The sequence below is a fragment of the Devosia subaequoris genome, from assembly GCF_014197055.1.
GTDB lineage: Bacteria > Pseudomonadota > Alphaproteobacteria > Rhizobiales > Devosiaceae > Devosia > Devosia subaequoris.
In genome coordinates this window covers 111,589-137,989 of sequence record NZ_JACIEW010000003.1, presented here as the reverse complement: position 1 = coordinate 137,989, position 26,401 = coordinate 111,589, and the positions used below count along the sequence as shown (strand labels likewise).

Annotated in this window: 31 protein-coding genes; 12 read left to right on the top strand and 19 right to left on the bottom strand. The window is 60.9% G+C overall.

Features of this window, described 5'->3' with window-relative positions:
* Positions 1 to 55: 55 nt before the first annotated feature.
* Entirely contained in the window at positions 56 to 1,015 is a 960-nt protein-coding gene (locus GGR20_RS07470; RefSeq protein WP_183310628.1) for a glutathione S-transferase family protein, read from the bottom strand.
* Between the two features lie 356 nt (positions 1,016 to 1,371).
* Between GGR20_RS07470 and GGR20_RS07465 the strand changes: the two genes are divergently transcribed.
* From GGR20_RS07465 to GGR20_RS07455, 3 genes are all read left to right on the top strand, one after another.
* Positions 1,372 to 1,920: a GNAT family N-acetyltransferase gene (locus tag GGR20_RS07465; protein WP_183310627.1), complete on the top strand. Its 549-nt coding sequence runs from the start codon at positions 1,372 to 1,374 to the stop codon at positions 1,918 to 1,920.
* Positions 1,921 to 1,995: 75 nt separating this feature from the next.
* On the top strand, positions 1,996 to 2,622 hold the full coding sequence (locus tag GGR20_RS07460; protein WP_183310626.1) for a CoA pyrophosphatase: 627 nt from the start codon (positions 1,996 to 1,998) through the stop codon (positions 2,620 to 2,622).
* A complete protein-coding gene (locus GGR20_RS07455) occupies positions 2,619 to 3,794 on the top strand; it encodes a CCA tRNA nucleotidyltransferase (protein WP_183310625.1) in 1,176 nt (391 codons plus the stop codon). The genes GGR20_RS07460 and GGR20_RS07455 overlap by 4 nt, the downstream gene beginning before the upstream one ends.
* A gap of 49 nt (positions 3,795 to 3,843) precedes the next feature.
* Here GGR20_RS07455 and GGR20_RS07450 read toward each other — a convergent pair whose 3' ends face one another.
* The 3 genes from GGR20_RS07450 to GGR20_RS07440 form a co-directional block, all read right to left on the bottom strand.
* Positions 3,844 to 4,044, bottom strand: coding sequence for a DUF1059 domain-containing protein (locus tag GGR20_RS07450; protein ID WP_183310624.1), 201 nt, complete (start codon positions 4,042 to 4,044; stop codon positions 3,844 to 3,846).
* A gap of 76 nt (positions 4,045 to 4,120) precedes the next feature.
* Positions 4,121 to 5,008: an oxygen-dependent coproporphyrinogen oxidase gene (gene hemF, locus GGR20_RS07445; protein WP_183310623.1), complete on the bottom strand. Its 888-nt coding sequence runs from the start codon at positions 5,006 to 5,008 to the stop codon at positions 4,121 to 4,123.
* A 17-nt stretch (positions 5,009 to 5,025) separates the two neighbouring features.
* Entirely contained in the window at positions 5,026 to 5,508 is a 483-nt protein-coding gene (locus tag GGR20_RS07440; RefSeq protein ID WP_183310853.1) for a TrmH family RNA methyltransferase, read from the bottom strand.
* Between the two features lie 232 nt (positions 5,509 to 5,740).
* Here GGR20_RS07440 and petA point away from each other — a divergent pair, with 232 nt between their 5' ends.
* The 5 genes from petA (at position 5,741) to GGR20_RS07415 (ending at position 9,336) form a co-directional block, all read left to right on the top strand.
* The gene (gene petA / locus GGR20_RS07435) at positions 5,741 to 6,268 is read left to right on the top strand and encodes a ubiquinol-cytochrome c reductase iron-sulfur subunit (protein ID WP_246349485.1); all 528 of its coding nucleotides are present in this window, start codon (positions 5,741 to 5,743) and stop codon (positions 6,266 to 6,268) included.
* 14 nt (positions 6,269 to 6,282) lie between these two features.
* Positions 6,283 to 7,533, top strand: a complete 1,251-nt coding sequence (locus tag GGR20_RS07430; protein WP_183310621.1) for a cytochrome b — start codon at positions 6,283 to 6,285, stop codon at positions 7,531 to 7,533.
* 14 nt (positions 7,534 to 7,547) lie between these two features.
* Complete coding sequence (locus tag GGR20_RS07425) at positions 7,548 to 8,387, top strand: cytochrome c1 (RefSeq protein WP_183310620.1); 840 nt, start codon at positions 7,548 to 7,550, stop codon at positions 8,385 to 8,387.
* 192 nt (positions 8,388 to 8,579) lie between these two features.
* Positions 8,580 to 8,774, top strand: coding sequence for a hypothetical protein (locus GGR20_RS07420; protein ID WP_183310619.1), 195 nt, complete (start codon positions 8,580 to 8,582; stop codon positions 8,772 to 8,774).
* Between the two features lie 28 nt (positions 8,775 to 8,802).
* Complete coding sequence (locus tag GGR20_RS07415; protein WP_183310618.1) at positions 8,803 to 9,336, top strand: adenine phosphoribosyltransferase; 534 nt, start codon at positions 8,803 to 8,805, stop codon at positions 9,334 to 9,336.
* 33 nt (positions 9,337 to 9,369) lie between these two features.
* On the opposite strand, the gene GGR20_RS07410 is transcribed toward GGR20_RS07415, so the two are convergent.
* The 5 genes from GGR20_RS07410 to GGR20_RS07390 form a co-directional block, all read right to left on the bottom strand.
* A complete protein-coding gene (locus tag GGR20_RS07410) occupies positions 9,370 to 9,780 on the bottom strand; it encodes a VOC family protein (RefSeq protein ID WP_183310617.1) in 411 nt (136 codons plus the stop codon).
* Between the two features lie 176 nt (positions 9,781 to 9,956).
* Positions 9,957 to 10,976 carry a TerC family protein gene (locus GGR20_RS07405; RefSeq protein WP_183310616.1) on the bottom strand — a complete coding sequence of 340 codons (1,020 nt, stop codon included), beginning with the start codon at positions 10,974 to 10,976 and terminating at the stop codon, positions 9,957 to 9,959.
* 150 nt (positions 10,977 to 11,126) lie between these two features.
* A complete protein-coding gene (locus GGR20_RS07400; protein WP_183310615.1) occupies positions 11,127 to 11,471 on the bottom strand; it encodes a hypothetical protein in 345 nt (114 codons plus the stop codon).
* A 31-nt stretch (positions 11,472 to 11,502) separates the two neighbouring features.
* On the bottom strand, positions 11,503 to 12,060 hold the full coding sequence (locus tag GGR20_RS07395) for a MaoC family dehydratase (protein ID WP_183310614.1): 558 nt from the start codon (positions 12,058 to 12,060) through the stop codon (positions 11,503 to 11,505).
* Entirely contained in the window at positions 12,057 to 12,536 is a 480-nt protein-coding gene (locus GGR20_RS07390; protein ID WP_183310613.1) for a MaoC family dehydratase, read from the bottom strand. The genes GGR20_RS07395 and GGR20_RS07390 overlap by 4 nt, the downstream gene beginning before the upstream one ends.
* 173 nt (positions 12,537 to 12,709) lie before the next feature.
* On the opposite strand from GGR20_RS07390, the gene ychF reads away from it, so the two are divergent.
* On the top strand, positions 12,710 to 13,807 hold the full coding sequence (gene ychF, locus GGR20_RS07385; protein ID WP_183310612.1) for a redox-regulated ATPase YchF: 1,098 nt from the start codon (positions 12,710 to 12,712) through the stop codon (positions 13,805 to 13,807).
* Positions 13,808 to 13,819: 12 nt separating this feature from the next.
* On the opposite strand, the gene GGR20_RS07380 is transcribed toward ychF, so the two are convergent.
* Both GGR20_RS07380 and GGR20_RS07375 read right to left on the bottom strand, forming a co-directional pair.
* Complete coding sequence (locus tag GGR20_RS07380) at positions 13,820 to 14,143, bottom strand: hypothetical protein (protein ID WP_183310611.1); 324 nt, start codon at positions 14,141 to 14,143, stop codon at positions 13,820 to 13,822.
* Between the two features lie 83 nt (positions 14,144 to 14,226).
* Positions 14,227 to 15,042, bottom strand: a complete 816-nt coding sequence (locus tag GGR20_RS07375) for a phytanoyl-CoA dioxygenase family protein (RefSeq protein WP_183310610.1) — start codon at positions 15,040 to 15,042, stop codon at positions 14,227 to 14,229.
* 68 nt (positions 15,043 to 15,110) lie between these two features.
* Between GGR20_RS07375 and araC the strand changes: the two genes are divergently transcribed.
* Both araC and melA read left to right on the top strand, forming a co-directional pair.
* Positions 15,111 to 15,968, top strand: a complete 858-nt coding sequence (gene araC, locus GGR20_RS07370; protein WP_183310609.1) for an arabinose operon transcriptional regulator AraC — start codon at positions 15,111 to 15,113, stop codon at positions 15,966 to 15,968.
* A gap of 117 nt (positions 15,969 to 16,085) precedes the next feature.
* Positions 16,086 to 17,453, top strand: coding sequence for an alpha-glucosidase/alpha-galactosidase (gene melA / locus GGR20_RS07365; protein ID WP_183310608.1), 1,368 nt, complete (start codon positions 16,086 to 16,088; stop codon positions 17,451 to 17,453).
* Between the two features lie 62 nt (positions 17,454 to 17,515).
* Here melA and GGR20_RS07360 read toward each other — a convergent pair whose 3' ends face one another.
* From GGR20_RS07360 to lgt, 8 genes are all read right to left on the bottom strand, one after another.
* Positions 17,516 to 18,430 (bottom strand): lytic transglycosylase domain-containing protein, encoded by a 915-nt coding sequence (locus tag GGR20_RS07360; RefSeq protein WP_210283115.1) that lies wholly within the window; start codon positions 18,428 to 18,430, stop codon positions 17,516 to 17,518.
* Positions 18,431 to 18,518: 88 nt separating this feature from the next.
* Positions 18,519 to 19,229 (bottom strand): aminoacyl-tRNA hydrolase, encoded by a 711-nt coding sequence (gene pth / locus GGR20_RS07355; RefSeq protein ID WP_183310606.1) that lies wholly within the window; start codon positions 19,227 to 19,229, stop codon positions 18,519 to 18,521.
* Between the two features lie 71 nt (positions 19,230 to 19,300).
* Positions 19,301 to 19,936 carry a 50S ribosomal protein L25/general stress protein Ctc gene (locus GGR20_RS07350; protein WP_183310605.1) on the bottom strand — a complete coding sequence of 212 codons (636 nt, stop codon included), beginning with the start codon at positions 19,934 to 19,936 and terminating at the stop codon, positions 19,301 to 19,303.
* Positions 19,937 to 20,079: 143 nt separating this feature from the next.
* A complete protein-coding gene (locus GGR20_RS07345; RefSeq protein WP_183310604.1) occupies positions 20,080 to 20,436 on the bottom strand; it encodes a hypothetical protein in 357 nt (118 codons plus the stop codon).
* Positions 20,437 to 20,511: 75 nt separating this feature from the next.
* Positions 20,512 to 21,444 carry a ribose-phosphate pyrophosphokinase gene (locus GGR20_RS07340; RefSeq protein ID WP_183310603.1) on the bottom strand — a complete coding sequence of 311 codons (933 nt, stop codon included), beginning with the start codon at positions 21,442 to 21,444 and terminating at the stop codon, positions 20,512 to 20,514.
* Between the two features lie 118 nt (positions 21,445 to 21,562).
* Positions 21,563 to 22,324: a peptidoglycan editing factor PgeF gene (pgeF, locus tag GGR20_RS07335; RefSeq protein ID WP_183310602.1), complete on the bottom strand. Its 762-nt coding sequence runs from the start codon at positions 22,322 to 22,324 to the stop codon at positions 21,563 to 21,565.
* Positions 22,321 to 23,424, bottom strand: a complete 1,104-nt coding sequence (locus tag GGR20_RS07330) for a class I SAM-dependent methyltransferase (protein WP_183310601.1) — start codon at positions 23,422 to 23,424, stop codon at positions 22,321 to 22,323. Before GGR20_RS07330 ends, pgeF begins: the two co-directional genes overlap by 4 nt.
* Positions 23,421 to 24,245: a prolipoprotein diacylglyceryl transferase gene (gene lgt / locus GGR20_RS07325; RefSeq protein ID WP_246349484.1), complete on the bottom strand. Its 825-nt coding sequence runs from the start codon at positions 24,243 to 24,245 to the stop codon at positions 23,421 to 23,423. Before lgt ends, GGR20_RS07330 begins: the two co-directional genes overlap by 4 nt.
* A 578-nt stretch (positions 24,246 to 24,823) precedes the next feature.
* On the opposite strand from lgt, the gene GGR20_RS07320 reads away from it, so the two are divergent.
* Positions 24,824 to 26,170: a dihydrolipoyl dehydrogenase family protein gene (locus GGR20_RS07320; protein WP_183310599.1), complete on the top strand. Its 1,347-nt coding sequence runs from the start codon at positions 24,824 to 24,826 to the stop codon at positions 26,168 to 26,170.
* Positions 26,171 to 26,401: the final 231 nt, after the last annotated feature.

Sequence of the window (26,401 nt, the reverse complement as noted above, 5' to 3'; positions counted from 1 at the left end):
AGGGGGAGGAATGCAATGGGTTTGTTGCGATGCTGGTGGCTCACCCCAGGGCCAGTCAATCCAGAAACGGCAGTTCGGGGCCGATGGGCACGATGCGGTGCGGATTGATGGTGGTGTGGCTCCAATAGTAGTGCGTGCGGATGTGGTCGAGATCGACCGTTTCTCTGACGCCGGGAACCTCGTAGAGCGCCTTCAAATAATGGCTGAGGTTTGGGTAATCTGCGATGCGCTTGCGATTGCACTTAAAGTGACCGACATAGACGGCGTCGAAGCGCACCAGAGTTGTAAACAGCCGCCAGTCGGCCTCGGTGATGGTGTCGCCGGTGAGATAGGCGGTTTCGCCCAACAGGCCCTCGGCCCAGTCGAGCGCGTCGAAGAGCTTGGTGACCGCTTCCTCATAGGCGTCCTGTGTCGTGGCAAAGCCGGACTTGTAAACCCCGTTGTTGATGTCGTGATAGACGCGGTCATTGATCTCATCGATGCGCGGGCGCAGGGCCTCGGGATAGTAGTCGTCGGTATTGCCGGTCAATTCGTTGAAGGCCGAATTGAACATGCGGATGATTTCCGAGCTTTCGTTGGAGACGATAGTGCCGGTCTTCTTGTCCCAGAGCACTGGCACGGTGACGCGGCCGGTATAATCGGGCACGGCTGTGGTATAGACCTGCCAGAGCTTGTCCTTGCCGAATAGGGCATCGCCGGTCGAGCCTTCACTCTTGTCGAAATTCCAGCCGGTTTCATCGGGCATCTTGTGGGCAACGACCGAGACTGAAATCAGGTTTTCGAGCTCCTTGAGCCTGCGGAAGATAAGGGTACGGTGCGCCCAGGGGCAGGCGAGGGAAACATAGAGGTGGTAGCGGTCAGCTTCGGCCGCGAACCCGCCTTCGCCCGACGGACCAGGGCTGCCGTCCGGGGTGATCCAGTTGCGAAAACCGGCTTGAGAGCGAACAAATTTGCCGCCGGTTTTCTTCGTGTCGTACCACTGGGTCGACCATTCTCCATCGATCAACTGTCCCATTAAATCTGCCTTTCGGTCATTTTGCTGTCGGCATTTACGGGTTGGATCCCTCGCCTATCGGATCTGTTCTCTAGACTTAGCTATGTGGTGAAGCCGCAGACAAAAAGGGCCCATGCGGCAACACACTGTTGCGCAATCGCGAAACGGTTGCGGCGGACACCAGGGAATTTGGAAATTGCAGGCCGAAAATTCCCATTTACGAGCAACCATGTGGGTGCTAATCCGGTTCCAGACGTGGAGGCGTTCAGGATGATGAAGGTTTTGCAGATGAACCGACGACCCTAGTTGGTCGTTTAGAGCGGAGGGCCGGTGGCCGATCCGCACGTTTTATGCACTTCTTTTCCTGGATCAGACCCATGACCACGCTCGCAGCGGCCAAGGCCGCCTCTTCCCCTGCCGCCGGCCAGTTGATCGTTCGAGCCGCTACCAGTGCCGATGATGTATTCGTCGATGACCTGCAGGCCATCGCCTTTGGTCCGGGCCGGTTTGCGCGTACGGCCTTCCGGGTGCGAGAGCAATTTCCCATCGACCCGAGCCTGAGCCTGATCGCCGAGGTGGATGGCACCGCCTGCGGATCAGTCTGGATGACCCCGATCAGTGTGGACGGGCTCAAGGGCTATCTGCTGGGACCGCTGGCGACCCACCCTAATTTCAGAAAGCGGGGCGCTGGCAAGTTGTTGGCGCGGGAAGTGGCCAAGCTGGCCTTGGCGCGCGGCGAGGGGCAATTCGTGCTGCTGGTCGGCGACCAGGACTATTATTGCCCGCTGGGCTGGGACATCACCACGCCGGGCAATATCCAGTTTCCTGGTCCGGTCGACCCGACCCGCGTCTTGCTGCTGGCCGAGGATAAGAGCCTGGCCAAGTCGCTCAAGGGCGAAATTGCGGCCTTCGATCCGGAGGCGTGAGGTCAAAAGGGGGTGCAGGATGGGGACGGGATGACTACATTCCTCTCGTTGCTATGAAATCACTCCGGGTGCGCTTTGGCTCCAAGTTCCGATATTGTCCGGCTACTATCGCCCAGGCTGCTGGCTGACCCGCCAGAATTGCCGCCGGCGCGGACGCTGGTGCCAGACTGGCAACCTCTCAAACCATTTGAGCGCGGACCCGTACCGGCAGCGGTGCTGATCGCGCTGGTGCGCCGGCCGGAAGGGCATACAGTGCTCTATACCGAGCGCTCCCCCGATCTGCGGGCGCATTCGGGTCAAGTGGCATTTCCTGGCGGCAAGATCGATGGTTCGGACGATGGCCCTGCGGCGGCGGCCCTGCGCGAGGCCAATGAAGAAGTGAACATGACGGTCGAGGATGCGACCATTCTGGGCTATATGCCGACGTATTACACCGGCACCAATTACCTGATTACGCCGGTGGTGGCCGAAGTCGATCCGACCGGGCCATTCGTGCCCAATCCGGGCGAGGTGCATTCGGTTTTCGAGGTGCCGCTGGAGCGCATTCTGGACGCCCAGAGCTATGGGCGGTTCAGCATCAGCCGTGGCGGCAAAGAGCATTCGACCTGGCAGATCGACCATGACGGGCATGTCATCTGGGGCATTACCGCCAATCTGACCCGGCAGTTCCGTGATTTGGTGGTCGGCGAGGTAGCTGCATGATACCGGATCGGCTCGAGGGCGCGGAGTGGCTTGAACGGCCGCAGGTGCAGACAATTCTGGCGGCGCTCGATGGCGCGACGGGCAAGACAAGGGCCGTGGGCGGGGTGGTGCGCGACAGCCTGATTGGGCGCATGCGCGAACACGCCGATATCGACATGGCGACCGAACTGCTGCCCGTCGCGGTGATGCAGCGGGCCAAAGCGTCAGGTATCACTGCCTATCCGACCGGGATCGAGCATGGCACGGTGACTCTGCGGCTGGATGAGACGACCGTGGAAGTGACCACGCTGCGCCAGGACGTGGTCACCAATGGCCGGCACGCAGAGGTTGCCTTTGGCACAGACTGGGTGGCCGATGCCGAGCGGCGCGATTTTACGCTCAACGCGCTTTATTGCTTTGCCGATGGACGATTGTTCGATCCGCTTGGTGGGGCGGGGGACCTCATCAATGGGCGGGTGCGCTTTATCGGGGATGCTGCGCAACGGATCGCCGAAGACGGGCTGCGCGTCTATCGGTTCTTCCGGTTCTCGGCCAGCCATGGGGGCGAACAGTTCGACGTTGACGGCCTTGCAGCTTGCAAGGAGGCCGCTGAAGAGCTGGAGCATATTTCGCGCGAGCGCGTGGGGGCTGAAATGCTGCGCATGCTTGCCCTGCCGCGCGTTGCGACGACGCTGGCGTTGATGGATCGGCTGGGTCTAGTGCGTCTGGCGGCGGGCTCAGTGGCAGCGCTGCAGCGTTATGAGGCGCTGGGTGGGCAGAATGCGGCCGCGCGGTTGGCCATGCTGGGACGCGATGATCTGGCGCAGCGGCAGGCGGATTGGCGGCTGAGCAAGGCGCTGATTGCGCAAGCCCACCATATCGAGGAGGCCGCCGCGATGCTGCGGCGTGGCGATACCGGCTGGGCGGCCTATCGTTTCGGTGAAGACGCAGTTGAGGGGCTGGCAGTTGCGGCGGCCGAGGAGAACTGGCCACCCGAGCAATTGGCGGAACTGGCTCGCGACATGGGACGGCTGCCCGTGGCCCCCTTGCCAGTTGGTGGCGCGGATTTGGCGGCGCGCGGTATGAAGCCGGGACCAGACATGGGCGCGGCGCTAGCGATCATGGAGCGCGCCTGGGTGGAAAGCGGGTTCTGTCTGAGTAAGGACGCGCTGCTGGAGCGGATTTTTCACTAACCCTACAGCGGGTCCATTAAAAAGCCCCGGTGTCCCGGGGCTCTATTGATTAGTGCCGGGTCTGGCGACCCATGTCGTCGACATCAACTATGCGTTCCTTAATGCGCTCAACCATTTCGGGCCGCACTTCGGTTTCGCCGTTGAGATTTCGCATGTTTTCGACCGCACGTCGCACAACTTCAGCCTCGGATTCGGCCTCGGCGCGCCAGGTTGATCCTGGAATGAGTGTGCCGGAATCAAAGCGTTTCATCGCTGAACCTCCTAGTGTCACTCCCTTTGGCGGGTCTGATGAAACGCGGCGAAGTCGAAAAGGTTCCCCACATTGGTCAGGGCCACTTCACCGCGGGCGGCATGGAGGAGAGGATCGAATTGACGTTGCCGCCGGTTTTGAGGCCGAAAGTGGTACCCCTGTCATAGAGCAGGTTAAACTCGACATAGCGGCCGCGGCGGACGAGTTGTTCGTCGCGCTCGGCTTCGGTCCAGGGCTTTTCGAAATTGCGGCGGACCAGCCTGGGGTAAATGTCGAGGAAGGCCTCGCCCACAGCCTGGGTGAAATCGAAGTCGGCGGCCCAGTCGCCGGAATTGAAGTGATCGTAGAAGATGCCGCCAATGCCGCGGTGCTCATTGCGGTGCGGCAGGAAGAAGTAGTCGTCGCACCAGGCCTTGAACCGTTCGTAGTCGACGCCGGGTCGGCCCTCACATGCGGCCTGCATGGCCGCGTGAAAGTCGACCGTATCGGGATCGGTCTGGGTGCGGCGATTATCGAGCACCGGCGTGAGGTCAGCGCCGCCGCCCCACCATTGCTTGCCGGTGACAATCATGCGGGTGTTCATATGCACTGCGGGAACGTGGGGGTTCCAGGGGTGGATGATGAGCGAAATTCCCGAGCTCCAAAAGGCCGTGCCAGCCTCGGTGCCCGGCATCTGTTTGGCGAAATCCTCGGAGAAATTGCCGTGTACAGTCGAGATATGCACGCCCGCCTTTTCAAAGACCCGGCCATGCAGCATCGACATCTCACCGCCACCACCGGCAGCCCGATCCCAAGGCGTACGCTCAAATTGGCCAGGCGTCATATCGGCATTTGGGCCGGTGACTTCAGTCTCGATGGCTTCGAGTTCCGCGCAGATGCGGTCGCGCAGCGTCCGGAACCAGCCGGTGGCAGCGGTTTTCTTGGTTGCGATATCGGCGGGCAGAGTGGGGGCTGGCGCAGTCATGGCGGGGGAATGGACCTTCAGCTCGGTTCTGTAAAGGGCGTCACGGCGGGCAGGGTGCCGGTTTGTCGCAATGCTTCGCCCAATATCATGGCGCCGGCGATGGCCACATTGATCGAGCGCAAGTTGGGGTGCATGGGAATGCGAACGCCCAGGTCAGCAGCTTCGGCAACACTGTTGGGGACGCCCGCGCTTTCGCGGCCGAGGAGAAGGATGTCGCCGGGCAGGTAGCTCGCGTCATAGGCTGAATGGCTGGCTTTGGTGGTGAGCAGGACAAGGCGGCGGCGCTGTTCAAGTCGCCAGTCCTGGAAGGCGGCGAAGCTGTCGTGTTCGAACAGGACGGCCTTGTCGAGATAGTCCATTCCGGCGCGGGTCAGGTTGCGATCGGTGAGGGCGAAACCGGCGGGATGGATGATGTGGACCTTTATCCCCAGACAGGCGCCAAGCCTGAGCAAAGTGCCGGTATTGGCGGCGATGTCGGGCTGGTAGAGAGCCAGGTCTATGGACATTCTTTACGGTCTCGCATGCGATAAAGCGCCGGATTTACGGGCTGGCTTGGGTATAGTGTCGCAGTTGTGCGCTGTCACGGCACCTGCACTGGACAAGCGCCCATGACAGTGCAAAAAGGACGGACCTGACGGGCCGCTTGAGGGCGCACGGCGGTCGATTCTGCGTATGCGGTCGACCAGTCCGGGGCCGGTTCCGTCAAATGTGCATGTTACGGGGATACGGACCTTGGCCACGCAAGCAGAACATTCATCCACCAACCGGCGGGACTTTCTTTATGTCGCCACCGGCGCCGTCGGCGCGGTCGGCGCTGCCGCCGTGGTCTGGCCGCTGATCAACCAGCTCAACCCCGACGCGTCGACCCTGGCACTGGCCAGCATCGAGTTTGACGTTGGCGCGATTCCCGAAGGGCAGTCGGTGACCATCACCTGGCGCGGCCTGCCGGTTTTTGTGCGGCATCGCACCGAGGCGGAAGTCGCGGAAGCCCGCTCAGTTGATCTGTCGGAACTCAAAGATCCTCAGACCGACGCGGCGCGTGTGAAGGAGGGTCATGAGCAGTGGCTGGTCATGATCGCCAACTGTACGCATCTGGGATGTATCCCGGTGGGCGAGGCCGGCGAGTTCGATGGCTGGTTCTGCCCCTGCCATGGTTCTCACTATGATACGTCCGGCCGCATTCGTCGTGGTCCTGCGCCGGCCAATCTGGTCGTGCCGCCTTATGAATTTGTCAGCGATACGCTGATCCAGATCGGTTAGTGGGGGCTTTTCCGATGTCCGAACATTCTACCTACACTCCGGGAAGTGCCGTCGAGAAGTGGCTCGATGACCGCCTGCCGATCATCCGGTTCTCCAAAGAGCACCTGATGGATTTTCCGACGCCCAAGAACCTCAACTATTGGTGGACCTTCGGGGCCATCCTGGTGATGTGCCTGGGTATCCAGATCGTCACCGGCATCATCCTGGCGATGCACTATACGCCCAATGTCGCGATGGCGTTCGACTCGGTCGAGCATATCCGCCGTGACGTCAATGGCGGCCGCATCATCCAGGCCGTTCACGCGGTCGGCGCCTCGATGTTCTTTGTCGCGCTCTATATCCATATGTTCCGCGGTCTCTATTACGGCTCCTACAAGGCGCCGCGCGAGATCATCTGGATCCTGGGCGTGCTGATCTTCATCCTGACCGTCGCCACCGCGTTCATGGGCTACATCCTGCCCTGGGGCCAGATGTCGTTCTGGGGTGCCACGGTTATCTCGAACATCTTCTCGGCCATCCCGGTTGTTGGCGAGAACATCAAGCAGTTGGTGCTTGGCGGCTTCGCGGTCGGCAATCCCACGCTGAACCGCTTCTTCTCGCTGCACTACCTGCTGCCGTTCGTGATTGCGGCTATTGTTGGCCTGCATATCTGGGCGCTGCACGTGCCAGGCAACAACAACCCGATCGGCGTCGAGGTGAAGGAAAGCCGCGATACCGTGGCCTTCCACCCCTACTACACGATGAAGGACATGTTCGCGATGGTGGTCTTCCTGATCCCCTTCGCCTGGTTCGTGTTCTTTGCGCCCGATATCCTGGGCCACCCCGACAACTACATCATGGCCAATAGCCAGGTGACGCCGGCTCATATCGTGCCCGAATGGTACCTGCTGCCATTCTACACAATCCTGCGCGCCATCGATTTCAATGTGCTGTTCATCGACTCCAAGCTCGGTGGCGTGATCGCCATGGGTGGCGCGCTGGTGATGCTGCTTGTTGTGCCGTGGCTCGATACGTCCAAGGTACGCTCGGGCACGTTCCGTCCGCTGTTCAAGTGGTTCTACTGGCTGTTCGCGATCAACTTCGTGGCCCTGACCTATCTGGGTGCGCAGCCGGCCGAGGGCATCTACACGGTGCTGGCCAAGGTTTGCACGGCCTACTACTTCATCTACTTCCTGGTGGTGCTGCCTGTGCTCTCGCGCATCGAGACGCCAAAGCCGCTGCCGACCAGCATCTCCGAGAGCGTTCTCGGCAAGGCACACGCGTGATCGGGGCGATAGACATGTTCAAGACAAAGTTCATCATCGCCGCCGTCGCCGCCATGGTTGGTTTGACCACCGTTTCGGCCCAGGCTGCCGAAGCCGGTGCGCCTATCGAGCGTCAGAACTGGAGCTTTGCCGGTATATTCGGTACCTATGACGAGCATCAGTTGCAGCGCGGTTTTCAGGTGTTCCGTGAGGTCTGCGCAAGCTGTCACAGTGCTGATCTGATGGCCTTCCGTAACCTCAGCGAGCCGGGTGGCCCTGGCTTCTCGGAGGCACAGGTCAAGGCGCTGGCTGCCGAGTACGAGGTTGAGGACGCCACTGCCGAGGGCGGCCGTCGTCCGGCTATTCCTGCTGACCGCTGGCCTTCGCCATTTGCCAACGACCAGGAAGCGCGTGACGCCAATGGTGGTTCGCTCCCTCCCGATTTCTCGGTGCTGGCCAAGGCTCGTGGCGTAACCGATCCATTCCCGACCTGGGTGTTCAACTACTTCACCGGTTACCAGGAAGGCGGCGCGGACTATATCTATGCGCTGCTCAATGGCTATCACGAAGCGCCCGAGGGCTTTGAACTGGCTCCCGGCCAGTATTACAACGAATACTTTCCGGGCAACGCCATTGGCATGGCACCCCCGCTGGCAGACGGTTCTGTGACCTACGTTCCCGGCGAAGACGGTGTGGGCGTACCAGAGACTGTCGAACAGTATTCAGCCGACGTGTCCGCATTCATGATGTGGATGGCCGAGCCACATCTGGTCAGCCGCAAGCAGACTGGTTTTGTCGTGTTGCTGTTCCTGGTGCTATTCGCCGGCCTGATGTACGCCACCAAGCGTAAGCTCTGGGCTGGTATCGAGCACTGATCCGAGGTCGTCTGGCCGCAAGAGCTTTACTTGCCGGCCATACACCTGGACGAAGATTGAGGGGCCCGAAAGGGCCCCTTTTCCATTGTGCCTTGTCGCAATAATTTGCGCTTGCCGCGGCAGTGTGCCCCTTGCCTTTGTCAGGCTCAGTCGCGATATTGCAACAACACCGTGTTGTTGAAGGAAACCGCGATGTCCGCCGTTCGCCTTGCCGTCACAGTAGTGAGCACCGCAATCGCCGTCAGTCGCCACCCGGCGGTCCGGGCTGGTGTGCACGCCGTGGTCAACAACCCCAAGGCCCGCGAGACAGCAATCACCACCACGCGGAATGTGGCTTATAATGCTGGCGTCATCGCCCGGCATGTGCTCGGCCGCAACAAGACCTGATTTTCCATTTCAACTGACAAGGCCATCGATGTCGCTCGACCTGAAGTCGCTCGTCCGCACAATCCCGGACTACCCCAAAAAGGGAATCCTGTTCCGCGATATCACCACGCTGATCGAGCATCCCGAAGGGTTTCGCGAAAGCGTGGAGCAGATTGCCGCGACCTATCGGGGCAAAGGCATTACTCATGTGGCCGGAATTGAAGCGCGCGGATTCATCTTTGGCGCAGGAGTCGCAATCGCGCTTGGCGCGGGCTTTGTGCCGATCCGCAAAAAAGGCAAGCTGCCGGGTGAAACCATCGGGCAGAACTATGCGCTCGAATATGGGGTCGATACCATTGAGATCCATGCCGACGTGGTGGGGCCTGGGCACAAGGTGTTGCTGTTGGACGATCTTATTGCCACCGGTGGCACGGCCATTGCCGCGGTCGGCCTGCTACGCCGCACCGGGGCCATTTGTGATGACGCCGCCTTCGTGATCGACCTGCCCGAAATCGGTGGTGCTGAAAAGCTGCGCGCCGAGGGCATTACGATATCCTCATTGATGGCCTTCGACGGGCACTAGAGGCGCCCGGCGCTAGAAGGTGCGGGTCAGCACTCAGGCGGCCCGCTCTACCTCTCCTGCCAAATGCTGCTCGCTCTTGTCGATCAGGCAGAACTGGTTGCCCTCGGGGTCGCGCATGACGGTATAGGTGGGCAGAACGCGGTCGACGGAGGCGCCGGCCGCTTTGAGGCGCTCGACTTCAGCGCCGCGATCCCCGACCTGTACGTCAAAATGAACGCGATTGTTCTCAGGCCGCTGGCCATCAACATTCTGAAAGCAGATTGAAGGGCCGGGTCCATCAATTATCTGGATGGTAGGGGTGGTGGGATCAAGACCCAACACCTGACTAGCCGCCGGGTCCATCTCGGTTTCGCGTAGAGCGTAGCCCTCAAGCAAGCCAGCCCAGAACGGAGCCAGGACGGCGGGTTCAACACAATCAAATACGATTTCATGGATAGCGCCCATTTGGCCTGTCTCCTTGTCGTTTGACAGTTTGTTAACGGGCAAATGCGGCAAGACTGGTGCAGAGGCGCGGCGGGAAAAAGAAGCGGCAGGAACGAACCTCCGAAAGGTGGCCAAGGCAACAAAAAAGGCCGGCGTTAACCGCCGGCCTTCGTTTCGGCTCGTACCTTGCAATACGATTAAGGTTCCAACTGGCCCGTCTTGGGCTGGTCCTCGGCGCTGATATCGGGCTCGTTGCGCGTCTTCCAGAGCGAGTAGAGTACGCCGCCGGCCAGGATCGAGATGGTGACGCCAAGCGAGAGCATGGTGTCGATCTTGATACCCAAGGGCACGAGGAAAATCTTGATACCGATAAGCACCAGGATGATCGCGAGCGAGATCTGCAGGTAACGGAAGCGGTTCATCGCCGCTGCGAGGGCGAAGTAGAGCGCGCGTAGGCCAAGGATGGCGAAGATGTTGGAGGTATAGACGATGAAGGTATCCTGGGTCACCGCGAACACCGCCGGCACCGAATCCACGGCAAAGATCAGGTCGACGATTTCGACCATGATCAGCGCCACCGCCAGCGGGGTCAGCCAGGTGACCAGCTTGCCCGTCTTGGGGTCGGGCTCCTTGACGGCGAAGTGACGACCGCGCAACTCGTTGGTTATGCGGAAATGGCCGCGGAGGAATTTGAGAATCCTGTTGTTCTCCATGTCCGGCTCTTCGTCGGAATGGGAGAACATGCGGATGCCGGTGAACACCAGGAAAGCGCCGAAGAGGAACAGGATCGCTTCGAACTGATGAACCAAGGCGGCGCCGACACCGATCAAGACGGCGCGGAACAGAATCACACCCAGAATGCCCCAGAACAGTACGCGGTGCTGGTAGAGACGGGGTATGCCGAGGAAGCCGAAAATGGTGGCGATGACGAACATATTGTCCATCGCCAGTGACTGCTCGATGAGGTACCCGGTGTAGAATTCGAGGCCGGATTGCGCCCCGCGGCTGAACCAGACCCAGGCGCCGAAGACCAGGGCAATCAGGACATAAAAGCCGTAGAGCAGCAGGCTCTCCTTGGCTTCGATCTCGTGTTCATCGCGGTGCAGGATGCCGAGGTCGAAAACAAGCAGGGCTATGACGATCGCGATGAACGCGACCCAGAAATAGGTTGGTGTACCGAGAAAATCGCCCGAAAGGGCGGCAAGAAGCGATTCCATCGCCGGACCTTCTCCATGTGAATAAGTGGAGCAGTTCCGACATCGCCATAGCAAGGGGCTATGACCAGAGGGGCCCGGCACTGCCCCCTCTAAATGCGGGAGAAAGCGAAAAAGTTCAACCCCTGCTTTTGGGGGCGTGGCGAGCCCGATCTATCGCGGATTGCAAAGCATGACGATGGCGTCGGCGGTTTCGAGCTGCAGGGCGGTGCCGAAATTCGCGTCGTCGACCAGCCGGCCGGCCTGGATGGCCGCGTTGGCGCGCAGATTGCCATCGTTGAAGCCAACGCCGTCCTGATAAGGGATCAAGGTGCCAGTGCCGGAATTGGGATCGTTGGCCACGCGGGAGGCCCAGCCATAGACCTGACCATAAATGGTGAGGATGCCGGCGCGATTGGTTGTGGCGTCGCGACAGCTCCAATTGCCCTGATAGGCCTGGGCAAGAGCAGGCGCGGCGGACAGGGCGGTGAGGGCGAGGCAAAGAGCGAATCGGCGCATAGCCAGAGCATGCCGATGCGCCGCGACACGATCAAGAGGCGCGTCTGATCAGCTTTCCAAGACCGGGAATTTTCGCCAGGGCGAGCATCAGGCGCATATTGAGCGGCATGACATAGTCGCGCAGCTTGGAGAAGCCAACCAGATGGGCCTCATAGACCAGTTCGCCGCGCTGGTTGACGGCGGTGAGCTGGTTGAACAGCAGTCCCCAGCCGGGGATGGAATTGGACGGGCGCTTGTCGGTGACAGTCAAGGTATAGGTGACGGTGTCGCCGGGACGCACGGGTGCCTTGAAGTCCATGGAGTTGACGCCGGGGGAGGGGCCGGAGACGCCGGGTTCCTGGCCCAACCCGCGGAGCCGCTCTTCTTCGGCAAAGAGCGCGTCCACCATCTTGCGATGCCCGACGCTGACCGTGTGCCAGCCCGAGGCGATCAGTCCGCCGAAATGGCTGTGTTTGGCCTGTTCGGGATCAGTATGGAAATATTGTGGGTCGTAGAGGCTGGCGAAGCGGATGATTTCTTCGGCGGAGAAAGTGTGGTCGCCGAGCGGGAAGGCTTCATTGATGGCGATGTCTTCGAACCAGCGGGTCATGCCTGGGCCTCTGCATTGCGGCATTCGACCAGATTGGCCAGGCGCATGGTCATCACCGGCTTGTCCTTCTGATTGCGCACATCAAAATCGAGAGTGACAATGCCCCATTGCGGGTGGCTCTCGGAGCGGCGCAATTCGGCAATCGTGACTTTGCCGCCAATGGTGTCGCCGACCATGACCGGCGTCTTCCACTTGAGATCGCGGAAGCCCAGGCCGCCACAGGACGCGATGGTTGAGAGAAAGCTGTCGACCAGCATTCTGAGGCTCAGTGCGCCGGTCTGCCAGCCGCTGGAGGCGAGGCCGCCTAGCAGGCTCGCTTTGGCCGCAGCTTCGTCCAGGTGAAAGGGAAAGGGGTCGAACTCGCGCGCGAAGGTGACGATCATCTCCTTGGAGACGGCGGCACGTCCCAGGTCGATGACTTCGCCGACGGTGAGGTCCTCGAAGTGGCGCCGATTTTTGGTGACAGGATTGGTCATTTAATTGCCCTATACGTCAACCGTGCTTTTGACATGGTGGAGCAGCCGGGGCAAGACCTACGTGGTTGGCGTGAGGTTCGCAAACCCCGCTTGGGGCTTTGAGTGAGCCGCAAACATTGACATCGGCGTCGATCCGACCCAAGTGGAGCCCAACATTTTCCCCGGAGATACCCATGGGCTTCAAGATGGGCATTGTCGGCCTGCCGAATGTCGGCAAGTCGACGCTTTTCAACGCATTGACCCGCACCGCGGCTGCGCAGGCGGCCAATTTCCCGTTCTGCACCATTGAACCCAATGTGGGCGAGGTCTCTGTACCCGACCCGCGGCTGGAAAAGCTGGCGGCTATTGGCAAGTCGGCACAGATCCTGCCGGCGCGCATGAGCTTTGTGGACATTGCGGGCCTGGTTAAGGGCGCCTCGCAAGGGGAAGGGCTGGGCAACCAATTCTTGGCCAACATTCGTGAGACCGACGCCATTGCCTATGTGCTGCGCTGTTTCGAAGACAACAATGTCATTCACGTTTCCAACAAGGTCGACCCACTCGCCGATGCCGAGGTGGTCGAAACCGAGCTGATGTTGGCAGACTTGGAAAGTCTCGAAAAGCGCCGGCCCGGTGTCGAGAAGAAGGTCAAACAGAACGACAAGGAAGCCAAGGTTGCGCTGGAGCTGATCGATCGCTCGCTGGCCGTGCTGCGCGAGGGTAAGTCGGCTCGGTTCGTCAAGCGTGATGCCGAAGAGGAAAAGGCATTTAACGAGCTACAGCTTCTGACCAGCAAGCCGGTGCTCTATGTCTGCAATGTCGATGAAGGCTCGGCGGCGACTGGCAATGAATATTCCAAGCAGGTGGAAGACTATGCCGCCGCCAATGAAGCGGGCGTCGTCATTATCTCCGCTGAGATCGAGAGCCAACTTGCCCAGCTTGCTGATGAAGAGCAGGCGGAATATCTGGAATCGCTCGGGCTCGAGCAACCCGGCCTCGATCGCCTGATCCGGTCGGCCTATGATCTGCTGCACTTGCAGACCTATTTTACCGTTGGCCCCAAGGAAACGCGCGCCTGGACCATTCACCGCGGAGACAAGGCCCCGCAGGCGGCCGGCGTGATCCATACCGATTTCGAGCGCGGCTTCATCCGCGCCCAGACCATTGGTTACGAGGACTTCGTGACCCTGGGTGGCGAAGTGCCGGCCAAGGAAGCGGGCAAGGCGCGCGACGAAGGCAAGGACTATGTCGTCAAGGACGGGGACGTGATGCTGTTCAAGTTCAACGTCTGATCCGGTTGGCGATCAAATGCATTGAGGGGAAGCCGGTGGCTGCGCAAATCGCAGCGCCGGCTTCCCGTTTTTTTGCGTGACACGGTAGTCGACCAGATCCCCCCAGTCGGCCTGCCAGTGCGCCGGGTCGTCCAATAGAATGAAGATGGCCGAAAGGTCCTGTTGCAGGCGCAACAGGGCTGCGCGGAAAAGCACCAGGTCCGGCGCACTTTCGACTTCCTCAGCATCGGTCAGGATAGAGGCAAGCAGGGCACCGTTATCCTGCCGGATACGCACCAGCACAGCCTGAAGCGGCAGGTCTTCCGCATCCTCCAGACGATAATATCTGTCCCGCATGGCGCGCTCCGATTGCCATGCGAGTCTGATCCGGTGCGGTTACGAGCGGCCTATTCCGGCCATAAGGGAAAATCCGCTGGCAGCTAGTGCGGGCCGGTCGGAATGGGTTGGGCGGTGCCGCAAGGACCGCCATCCGTGTTGATGGCAATATCCACTGTTTCTCCGGCAAAGCTGATCGCCTCATACCAGTGACTGATCTCGACGGTGCTGGCTGGCACGTAGTGGAAGATCAGCGAGCGGCGGAAACGGTCTGCGCTGGTATTGGGTGTCGAGCCGTGGATGACGCTGCCATTGAAAAACAGCACATCGCCTGCCTTTAGGTTCATCATGCGTGGCTCATGTCCGGGCGGAGGCTCGACGTGGTCGGAGGTGAAGAACAGTGACGGATCGGAAGGTTCGGGACAGGCAATGTCGAGGCCGTTGGTTTGGGGCACACACATCATGCCGCCATTGCCCTCGTCGGCATCGTCGATTGCGATCCAGGCGGCCAGGCAGGTGCCCGGCTTCACGCGCAGATAGAAATTGTCCTGATGCAAATCCTGTCCACGGGCGCCGGGTGGCTTGAAATAGAACATGGACTGGCAGGCATAGGGGGCTTCATCGAAGAGTTCGGCCAGAATTGGTTCGAGGCGGGCGTCGAGCATGTAGCGGCGGGCAAGCGGGCCAACCGGTTTATCGTTATGCTTGTGTGGGTGCATCATGCGCGGATAGCGCGCCAAAGGGTCGTTGCCGGCGGGGCTGCCGCTGCGCATGTCGGATAGTCCCGGGACGGGTCCGTCACTGGCCTGCGCCATGAAGGTGTCGCGGATCAGAGCGATTTCGTCGGGGGCAATCAGGCCGCGCAGGGCCAGGAAGCCATCCTGCGCATAGGCAGTGCGCTGTTCTGTCGAAAGGGTCATGGGTAATCCTCCTGAGTTCGAGACTATCAGGCGTATGTGCCGGCGCCATGGTCTGATGTGCTGAAGACATGTATTATCCTGCTATGGATACGACTGATGAAACCCCGCATGACGATGTCCTGCGCCTGTTGACGGGACATTTCGACGAAGCTGCAGGCTATAGGGCCTATCGGCCGAAGGGGGTGGGAGATTGGCTGCTCATTCTAACGCTTTCCGGTGTCGGGCGGTTCGGACATCGGAACGGCAGCTATCGCGCCGAGGCCGGAGACTGGGTGTTGCTGCCGCCTGGAACACCACATGATTACGGGGTGGCCGAGGATGCCGAGCGATGGCAATTGGTCTGGGCGCATTTCCGACCGCGTGCGGACTGGCACGAGTGGTTGCGGTGGCCGCGCCTGCATAGCGGGCTAAGAGTGTTGCGCCCCGACAGAGACCAAGGCGCGCTGGTTGCACAATTCCTGCGCGTGCATGACCTGCTCGGCAGTGGTCAGCGCAGGGCGGAAGCGCTGGCGATGAATGCGCTGGAAGCGCTTCTGCTGCAATGCGACATGCATAATCCGCCTGACACAAATGGTCTGGACGGGCGGGTGCAACGGGCCATGGCGTTCATGGAAGCCCATCTGGGCGAGCGCGTGAGCGTTGAGGACGTGGGCCGGGGGGTAGGGTTATCGCCGTCACGTCTGTCGCATCTGTTCCGCACGGAGACCGGCCAGAGCGTGCAGGGCTATCTCGAAGGGGTGCGATTGCGGCGGGCCAGTGACCTGTTGCAGCGCACCAGTTTTCCAATCAAGCTGATCGCGGCTGAAGTGGGCTTTGAGAGCCAATTTTATTTTTCTCGGAGATTTACCCGGGCGACGGGATGCAGTCCGCAGGCCTTCCGTCGCCGGAGCTGGCAGCCCCGTAGCGCCGCCGAGCAGGATTCTTAGAAAGCCGGAATAAAGGCATTCTATCCCGGATTGCATCATCGGCATTGGGCGATAGCATATGGACAACGCGGCAGGAGGAGCCGCAGGCCGGTCCCGGCCCACTACGGAGCATCCCCAATGGCAAACCCCAAAATCACCTTTATCGGTGCTGGCTCATCCGTGTTCATGAAGAACATTGTCGGCGACATTCTGCAACGTCCTGCCCTGGCGGGTGCGGAAATCCGGCTGATGGACATCAATCCGACGCGCCTGGAAGAGAGCGCAATCATCGCCGGCAAGCTGGTCAAGACGCTCGGCGTGCCGGCCACAGTCAGCACCTATTCCAACCAGCGTGAGGCGCTGGATGGCACCAATTTCGTGGTCGTTTGCTTCCAGATCGGAGGCTATGAGCCTTCCACGGTGGTCGATTTCGAGGTGCCCAAGAAGTACAACCTCCGCCAGACCATCGCCGATACGCTGGGCGTCGGTGGCATCATGCGGGGCCTGCGGACCGTGCCGCATCTGTGGAGCATTTGCGAAGACATGATGCAGGTCGCGCCTGATGCGGTGATGCTGCAATATGTGAACCCGATGGCCATCAATACCTGGGCGATCGCGGAAAAGTACCCGTCTATCAAGCAGGTTGGTCTGTGCCACTCGGTGCAGGGCACCGCCATGGAGCTGGCGCACGATCTCGACATTCCCTACGAGGAAATCCGCTATCGCTCGGCCGGCATCAACCACATGGCCTTCTACCTCAAGTTTGAGCATCGCCAGCCGGACGGAACATATAAGGACCTTTATCCCGAGCTGCATCGTGCCTATGCCGAGGGCCGGGCGCCCAAGCCGGGCTGGAATCCGCGTTGCCCCAACAAGGTGCGCTATGAAATGATGACCCGGCTGGGCTATTTCGTCACCGAAAGCTCGGAGCACTTTGCCGAGTACACGCCCTATTTCATCAAGGAGGGGCGCGAGGACATTATCGAAAAATTCGGCATTCCGCTCGATGAATATCCCAAGCGCTGCGTCGAGCAGATTGCCAAGTGGAAGAAGACTTCGGAAGACTATCGCAACGCCGATCGCATCGAAGTGGCCAAGTCCAAGGAATATGCCAGTTCGATCGTCAATTCGGTGTGGACTGGCGAGCCTTCGGTGATCTACGGCAATTTGCGCAATAATGGGGTCATCACTTCACTGCCGAACAATGCGGCCGTGGAAGTGCCGTGCCTGGTCGACGACAATGGTTTGCAGCCGACCTATATCGGCGAATTGCCGCCCCAGCTTACAGCGTTGATGCGCACCAATATCAATGTGCAGGAGCTCACCGTGCGGGCGCTGGTCGAAGAAAAGCGCGAGCATATCTATCATGCCGCCATGATGGACCCACACACCGCTGCCGAACTCGATCTGGATCAGATCTGGAACGTCGTTGACGATCTCATCGAGGGGCATGGCGAATGGTTGCCGGAATGGGCGCGGGGGCCACGCAAGGCGGCTGTTGCATAGATCAAAAATTTGCAAAGCACTTCCCGGCCCGGGCCGGGAAGTGCTTCAGTCGTTTGGATGCCTCAAGGGGCGTTCTTTTGCACGATGCAGTTGCCGCCCATAGCGAGAAGACGCTGACACAGTTCTTCGGCTTCTTGCCGGTTCGGGCGACCGACCATCGCCGAGAAGCGCAGTTGATTGCCAAATCTTGGATTGCGAACGCTGATCAGCATCGGTTGCTCGTTTGCCAGCAGGCTGCTGAACCGTGTCTGGGTCTCAAGGAAGCGGCTCCGGGCCCGGTCGGCGGAAGCATCCTGGGCCAGCAAGACACCCCAGGGTTGCCATTGGGCGGACGTAGTCGTGAGGCTGGGAGGGCGCATCGTCTCGGCCATGGCGACACAGGCTGTGCGAAAGTCACTGGTCTCGTCCAACGTGTAGTCGACCTCGCCAACGGCGTTGATGAGCCACTGGTCAATGGAATGGCCGGTGACGATCGTAACGTAGTCGCGCGTTTCTGCGGGCAGAGCGCCGCCGCTATTGGCAACGTAACGCCCTATCCTGCCTTCGCCGCCATTGTAGGCAGCAGCAGCAAGTCCGAGATTGCCAAACTTGAGTTCGAGGAAGCGCAGATACTCGGCCGAGCGCGCCATTGATTCAGCAGCGTCGAACGGATTAACCAAGCCGCGCAGGCGGGCAGTTGATGGCATGAATTGCGCTATTCCCTGTGCTCCAGCAGGGCTGACGGCCGCCGGATTGAAACGGCTCTCCTGCCAGATAAGCCGGGCAAAGTAATCCGCCGGTAGGCTCCAATGCTCGGCAAAAACCGCGATGGCGGCGCACACGTCGGCCTTGTAACTGTGCTCTGCGATGCAAATTTCTCGTTCTTCCAACGCATGGCAGGTTCGGACCTCCCGCTCCTGGGCCGCACCCTGAGGTGCCCAGAACTGGAACAGGAACAGCAGCGCGGTCAGCAAGGCTCGACTGGCTTTGAGTGGCATGCCGCAATATTGGCAAGCCGGTGGTGCGGGAGCAAGCTGCGCGAGACATTCGTGATCTGGGCGCGAGGACAGACGACCGACGCGGGAACTAGTCGCGCTTGCCGAAGAGTTTGCTCAGCATGTCGGCCATGGGGCCGGACTTGGGCAGTTCGGTTTGCGTTTTTGTCGGGCGGGCCTGGCGAATGTGACTCTGTCCCTTGGGGGCGGCCGGCTTGTCGTCCTTTTTCGGTTCATCGCCCTTCACGGCCAAAGCGAGCTTGTTCATAAAGCCGCTGTCGTCGCCCCTTAGCAGAAGTGGTGCCTGGCGGGCGATTTCGTCGAGCAAAGGCGTGAGCCAGGCCTGATCAGCCTTGGCGAAGTCGCCCAGCACATGATGGGTGACGAACTCCTTGCCAGGATGACCGATGCCCAGGCGCACGCGCTTGTAGTCCAGACCAATCTGCGGGTCGATGGACCTGAGGCCATTGTGGCCGCCATTGCCGCCGCCTACCTTCACCCGCACCTTGCCAGGGGCCAGATCGAGTTCGTCATAGAAGACGATGATGTCGGCATTCTCGATCTTGTAGAAGCGTGCGACCTGCTGGACGCTGTCGCCGGACTTGTTCATGAAGGTCTGCGGCTTAAGCAGGATTGCCCGCTCGCCACCAATGCTGGCTTCGGCGATGTGGCCAGAATGCTTGGATTTCCAATTGGACACGCCACTGGCAGCGGCGATGGCATCAATGGCCATGAAGCCGATATTGTGGCGGTTGCCCGCATATTGGGCGCCGGGATTGCCCAGTCCAACAAGCAATTTCATCAAGCCAGCCTTTGCAAATGAATGAGGCGGCCATGGGCCGCCTCACTGCACAATGCTCCGGAGTGAGAGGATTACTCCTCTTCGCTCTCGGTAGTGTCCTCGGCTTCTTCGGCGCCGCCAGCAGCATCAGCTGACTTAAGGCCCGAGGGAGCAACCAGGGTCGCGATAGTGAAGTCGCGGTCAGTGATTGCAGCCGTCACGTTCTTGGGCAGAGTAACGGCCGAAATGTGCAGGGAATCGCCAATTTCGGTACCGGAGAGATCAACAGTAATCTCTTCGGGAATCGCGTTGGCCGGCGCGATCAACTCAATCGTGTGGCGAACCACGTTGAGGGTGCCGCCGCGCTTGAGGCCGGGGCTCTTTTCTTCGTTGATGAAGTTGACATGCACTTCAACGTGGATCTTGGAGCTACCCGAGACGCGCAGGAAGTCGATGTGGACCGGCTGGTCCATGACGACGTCAAGCTGATAATCGCGCGGGATCACCTTGTGCACGGTGCCGTCGACATCGAGGTCGAGAACGTGCGATTTGAAACCGCCCGAGTAGATCGACTTCAGCGCATCCTTGAATGCGACGGAAACGGTGACGGGGGGCTTCTTGTCACCATAAATAACAGCGGGAACACGTCCCTGACGACGCAGCTCACGAGCGGCCCCCTTGCCCACTCCCTCACGCGCCTGTGCCTTGAGCACCTTGTTGGCAGCCATGGAAATCATCCATTCTGGGTTGGTGTATGTCGTTCCTACAACAACATACGCGCCCGTCCTCCAGGGGTGACGAGCGCTTCATGGCGCTGGGCTATAAAGGATAAGAGGTCACTGGGCAACAGATTCCCGCGGTCTGCTGTCCCTTACAGGCTCGGCATGGGGAGACAGGGCATGATCTTGACGCCCGTTCCCGGAAAAATCGCAAAGTGTGGGTGGTCCTTGAACATCTGCGCGGCCTCTTCGTGGGTTTCTGCTTCCACAATGACATAGGCTGTGATGGGGTTTCGGGCAGGTGTTACACCCTCGGGGGAGGCCAGCAAGGTCTTGCCCAGTGGCGCGCCAATATCCACGATCACGTGGCTGTGCCGCTCAGCCCATTGGCCCCATTCCGTCATGGCGCGCTGGCTGCGCTCGGCCTTTTCCGCCTCGGGGAGACTATCCCAGGCCTTTTGCACTTCGGAATTCTGCGTGCCCATGTAGAGGGCGAGAAAGCGGGGCATAATCGGCTCCTCCTGTGCTGGTGAGCACAGGATAGCCCCATTTGGGTCCCGGCAATTAGTTTTATGGGCCTGATGCTAGTCGAAAAGGCTCGAAACGCTCTGCTCGCTGGCGGTACGCGCGATGGCTTCGCCAATCAGCGCATCGATCGACATGCGACGGATATTGGCGGCGGCCTTGGTGGCATCGGTCTCAAGGATGGAATCGGTGACGACCAGTTCCTTGAGCTTGGAGGCGGCGATGCGTTCGGCAGCGCCTTCGGAGAGTACGCCGTGGGTGATATAGGCCGAAACTTCCTTGGCACCAGCTTTGAGCAGGGCTTCGGCCGCGTTGACCAGGGTCCCACCAGAATCCACGATATCGTCGATCATGATGCAGGTCCGGCCTTCGACTTCACCGATGATGTTCATCACTTCGGAAACACCGGCGCGGGGGCGACGCTTGTCGACGATCGCCAGGCTCGCTCCAATGCGGCTGGCGACGTTGCGGGCGCGCACCACACCGCCGACGTCAGGCGAAACCACCATGACGTTCTTGACGTCGTAATTGTCGCGAATGTCGCGCACCATGACGGGCGCAGCGGTAAGATTGTCGGTGGGGATGTCGAAAAAGCCCTGGATCTGGGCGGCGTGCAGGTCGAGCGTCAACACGCGGTTGGCACCGGCTTCGGTGATGAGATTGGAGACCAGCTTGGCCGAAATGGGGGTGCGGGGGGCCGACTTACGGTCCTGCCGGGCATAGCCGAAATAGGGCAGCACGGCAGTAATGCGACGGGCGGAGGAGCGGCGCAGCGCATCGGTGATGATGAGCAGCTCCATCAGATTGTCGTTGGCCGGGTAGCTGGTGGACTGGAGGATGAACACATCCTCGCCGCGGACGTTCTCGTGCACCTCGACATAGACTTCCTTGTCGGCGAAGCGCTTCACCGTGCAATCAGTCAGGGGAAGTTCGAGGTAGCTGGCGACGGCCTGGGCCAGAGGTCGGTTGGAATTGCCGGTCACCAGCTTCATGGGCGCGATCCTGTCTCAACCGGTCCCGCAGGGAATGGGACCTTCCAGTTTCGCGGGCAGCTTTAGCGACAAGTGTCCGGCGTGACAACGCCACATTGGGCTAAGGGGTAAATAAACCTCATGTCATTGCGATGACAGCGATCTGGCGGCCGGTTTTCGTCTGCCGATGGGTGGCGTAGCGGTGCGAGAAATAGCGGTCGGGGGCGGCGTAGGTGCAAATGCCCAGTTTCTCCACCGCACCGATGCCCGCCGCGCGCAATTGCGCTTCAACAAAACCGGGCAGGTCGAAATGCGGCTTGCCGCCTGCGGGCGTGGTGAAGAAGGGTTCGCCGTCGGGGTTGATGGCGAGGAGGTCGGCCCGGAACTGGTCGCCCACTTCATAATTGGGGCCGGAGATAGTGGGGCCGATGGCGGCGCGGATGCGGGCCGGCTCGGCGCCCAGGGAGACCATTGCGGCGATGGTGTTGAGGGCAATGCCTTCGGCCGCACCACGCCAGCCGGCATGGGCGGCGCCGATGACACCGGCGTCGGGGTCGGCAAACAGGATCGGCGTGCAGTCAGCGGTAAGAATGCCCAGCGCTATACCGGGCGTGGCGGTGACCATGGCGTCGGCATCGATGCTGCCAGGGGCAATGGGGCCGGTGAGGGTCTGGACGCGGGTGGAGTGGGTCTGCTTCAAAATATTGAGCGGACCAAGGCCGATGGTATCGGCGACAATCTGGCGATTGGCCTCGACATGGGCCGGTTCGTCCCCCATGGCGAGCGAGACATTGAGCCCGGCGTGTTCGCCGGTGGAGACGCCGCCGGCGCGGCCGAAGAAGCCGTGGCGGATCGTCGGGATGGCGGCAAGGGCCGGGGTCCGTTCGTGGGGCACATTCATGCGGTAAAACCGGGTGGTTGCAGGCCGGGGCTGTGGGCGCAGAACGCCTTGAACAGGGTGCCCATCTGGTCGGAGCCCACCAGCCGATCATGGGCGGTGCGGATGTCACTGGCCGAGCCGGGATTGGCGCCGGAAAGCGCGGCGGCGCGCTCGCCAATGCCGAGACGGGTGAGGAATTCGCCCTGCGTGGCCAAAGGCTGGGTGGCGAGACCGGCGGCGCGGGCGACATTGCCCAGGGCGCCGAAATCGACATGGGCGGAAATATCGGTTTCGCCGGGGGCTTCGAGCACATCGGCATAAGCGTGGCGGCGGACGGCCTGGAGGGTGTCGCCTGTTTGGGTGGTGCCATAGCCATAGTCGATGGCGAGCAGGGCCCCGCCCTGCTTGGCGATCACCTTGCCCAGGCGCGTGAGGACTTCGGCTGCGGCAAAACAGACTTCGAGCATGGTATCTGGCGCGGCATTGGCGACCGCATCGGGCATGGAGGCGGGTGGAATGGGCGTGGGTGAGAGGCCAAAGGCGCGCTTGCCGTCCTTGAGGCCCACTTGGCGCTCGTGCCAGCCGTTTTCCTTGCGGATGAACTGGCGGATGGGCAGGGCATCGAAAAACTCATTGGCGACGACGAGCACCGGGCCCTCGTCGAAGGTCTCGAAATCCTGCAGCCATTTCGGGTCATAGACTTCGAGCCTGGCCTTTTGCTCGGCCATCAGCACCGGGCTGGTTTCAAAGAGGCGAAGCTGCAAGGCGTCGCGAAAGCCGGGGGCGCGGCAGGCGACGCGCAGGATATCGGCCATCAGCGTGCCGCGGCCGGGACCGAGTTCGAGCAGGGTGAAGCTTTTGGGCTCGTCCATCTGCTGCCAGAGATTGACCAGCCAGAAGCCGATCAATTCGCCGAACATCTGGCTGATTTCCGGGGCGGTGACGAAATCGCCCTTGGCGCCGAGCGGTTCGGTAGCGCGGTAATAGCCCTTGGACGGGTGGGTAAGGCAGAGGCCCATATAGGTGGCGACCGAGATCGGGCCGGAAGTGGCGATCTGCAAATCGATCTGCTGTTCCAGCGTCAGGCTGTCGAGCTTGGTTTGGGTGGGTTTTTCAATCATGGACGCAACGGGTTTTCGCGGCGGGTGGCCGCATAGATGACAAGGATCAGGCCGCCGAGGAGTATGGGGAGGCTGAGCACCTGGCCCATGGTGAGCCAGCCGCCATAAAGATAGCCAAGCTGCGCATCGGGCAGGCGGACGAATTCGACGGCAATACGCGAGAGCGCGTAGCCGATGGCGAAGATGCCGGCGACCAGACCGGGCTTGCGCAGCGCGTAGAACACATGAGTGGCGACGCGAATAACGAGGAAGAGCAAGAGGCCCTCGAGCGCGGCTTCGTAGAGCTGGCTGGGATGCCGGGCCAATTGCAGTGGATCGGTGGGGAAGACCACGCCCCAGGGCACGGTAGTAGGGGCGCCATAGAGCTCGGCATTGATGAAATTGGCCAGGCGCCCGAGCAGGATGCCGATGGTGGCGACGGCGCCGAGCAGGTCGAGGCTGGAGAGCCAGTTGCCGTCCTTGGAGCGGGTAAACAGTATCGCCGCCAGCATCAGGCCGAGCATGCCGCCATGATAGGACATGCCGCCATCGAGCGTGTTGATGATCTGGGCCGGATTTTCCAGATAATAGGGCAGGTTGTAGAACAGCACATAGCCGACGCGCCCGCCGATGACGATGGCGAGCATGGCCCAGAAGGCGAAATCCCAGATGTCGCTGGCCTTGAAGGGCGGCGCGCCGCGATGCCAGAGGCGCTGATTGCGCAACAGCAGATAGCCATAGCCCGCGCCCAGAATGACCCCGAACAAATAGGCCAGCGCATACCAGCGAATGGCGATAGGGCCGATGGCAATGGCAATGGGGTCGATATTGGGGAAGGGCAAGGCTCTGTCTCCGTGAGGCCGACCGGCATGCCGTTCGATTATGGCAGCACCGTGAGTGCCGTAACCCGATGCGGGCGGCGGTTCAAGGCGCGTATGGACGGAGGGGGTGGGCTGATGGACGGGAAGGACCGTTTTCGGTTCCGCGACAAAATCAAAGAGCGTTCCGCGATGCGTCGGGGATGCCGAAGGGCCGGACGGTCCTGGTGACCTGCGGTTTTGCATAGGACGTGTCCCGAGGCGCGTGCGTCTACGGACGTGGCAGGATCTTCGTAGGGCGGGACATGCAGACCTCGCGCGACGGCGTCTATGTCGCGAGTGACGTCACCGACCGCGAGCAGTTTGTTTCATGGCTGCAACTGCGCCAAGATCGCGGCCCGCAACGCTGTCGCTAACGGCAACGAGTGCTACGACAATACCTCAATGCCTTGGGCGCTACGGAACCTGCGGGACATAATGTCGTTCGATGAACAGCACAGAACTAAATCAAGCCGGCGGCGCCCTCTCGGAATTGTAGCTATCTGTCTGGAGAGACAGGAGGCGAAAGCTTTTTGTGAGGGCGGCCGGGTTCAGGGATTCTAATGGCCAAAACTTACGACGTGATCGTCATCGGCAGCGGAACCGCTGCGACCACCGTGGCAAAGCGCGTCAGCGCCACGGGCCGAAGCGTTGCGGTAACCGATTTCCGACCCTATGGCGGCACCTGTGCGCTTCGCGGCTGCGATCCCAAGAAGATGCTGATCGGGGGCACCTCTGCCGCCGACCACGCCCGCCGGATGCACGGCAAGGGAGTCGAGGGCGACGTGCGGATCGACTGGCGCGAACTGCTGGAGTTCAAGCGCGGCTTCACAGACCCAGTGCCGGACAAGAAGGAGAAGAGCTTCTCCGACAGCGGCATCGCGACCTTCCACGGGCGGGCCCGGTTCGTTGGCTCGAATGCTGTTGAGGTCGATGGCGAAACACTGGAGGCCAGGCACATCGTTCTGGCGACCGGGGCAGAGCCGATGAAGCTGGGCATCCCCGGCGAGGAGCACCTGATCGACAACGAGGGCTTCCTTGAAATGGAAGACCTGCCGCGCCGGATCATACTGGTCGGCGGAGGCTACATCGCCGCCGAGTTCTCCCATATCGCCGCGCGAGCCGGGGCCGAGGTCACGATCCTCCAGCACGGCGACCGGATGCTCAAGGGCTTCGATCCGGACCTGGTCGGATGGCTGATGGAGAAGTACGAAGAGATCGGCGTGACCCTGCACACCGGCACCGAGGTCAAGCGTATCGAGAAGACCGGCGATACCTTTCGCATCACTGCAGCCAGCGGCGGCGGCTCTGAGACCTTCGAAGCGGACATGGTTGTGCATGCCGCTGGCCGGAAGCCCAACTTCGAGCCGCTCGACCTTGAGGCTGGTGGGGTAGAACTGCGGGACGGCAAGCTGGCCCTCAACGAATACCTGCAAAGCACGTCGAACCCGGCCGTCTATGCCGCTGGCGACACTGCCCAGATGGGCCCGCCGCTTACCCCCGTGTCCAATCACGACGGCAAGGTGGTTGTGGCGAACCTGCTGGAAGGCAATCACAGCACGCCGAACTACAAGGGCGTTCCTTCGGTCGCGTTCACCCTGCCGCCCCTTGCCCGAGTTGGGCTGGACGAATCCGAAGCTCATGAACGGGGGCTGAAGTTCCGCGTGCAGTGTAATCGGACGCCCGGCTGGTTTTCGACGCGCCAACAGGCGGAATCCGTCTCGGGTTACAAGGTTCTGGTGGAGGAAGGCAGCGAGCGCGTCCTGGGCGCGCACCTGCTAGGACCGCACGCCGACGAGGTCATCAATGTCTTCACCTTGGCCGTGCGGCACGGGCTGACGGCGGACCAACTCAAGGACACGATGTTCGCCTATCCCACCGGGGCGTCTGACATCTCGTCGACGCTTTGACAGACTTCCCACTAGAGCAGCGCGAAGGCGCGCTCGTCGCAACCCATTGTCAAAAAAATAGACTGAGCGCGGACCCTATGCCGCCCCAAAGGTAGACGGGTTCGGTCCTCGGCACGGTGACATCTTAAACGGTCGGACCGCTGATGGCCCTGAATTCGCCAACCGCAGGATGTCTGCTTTCCTGGCTGGCGGCTTAAGTAGTAGACCATCAGAAAACCACCCCAATCCTCC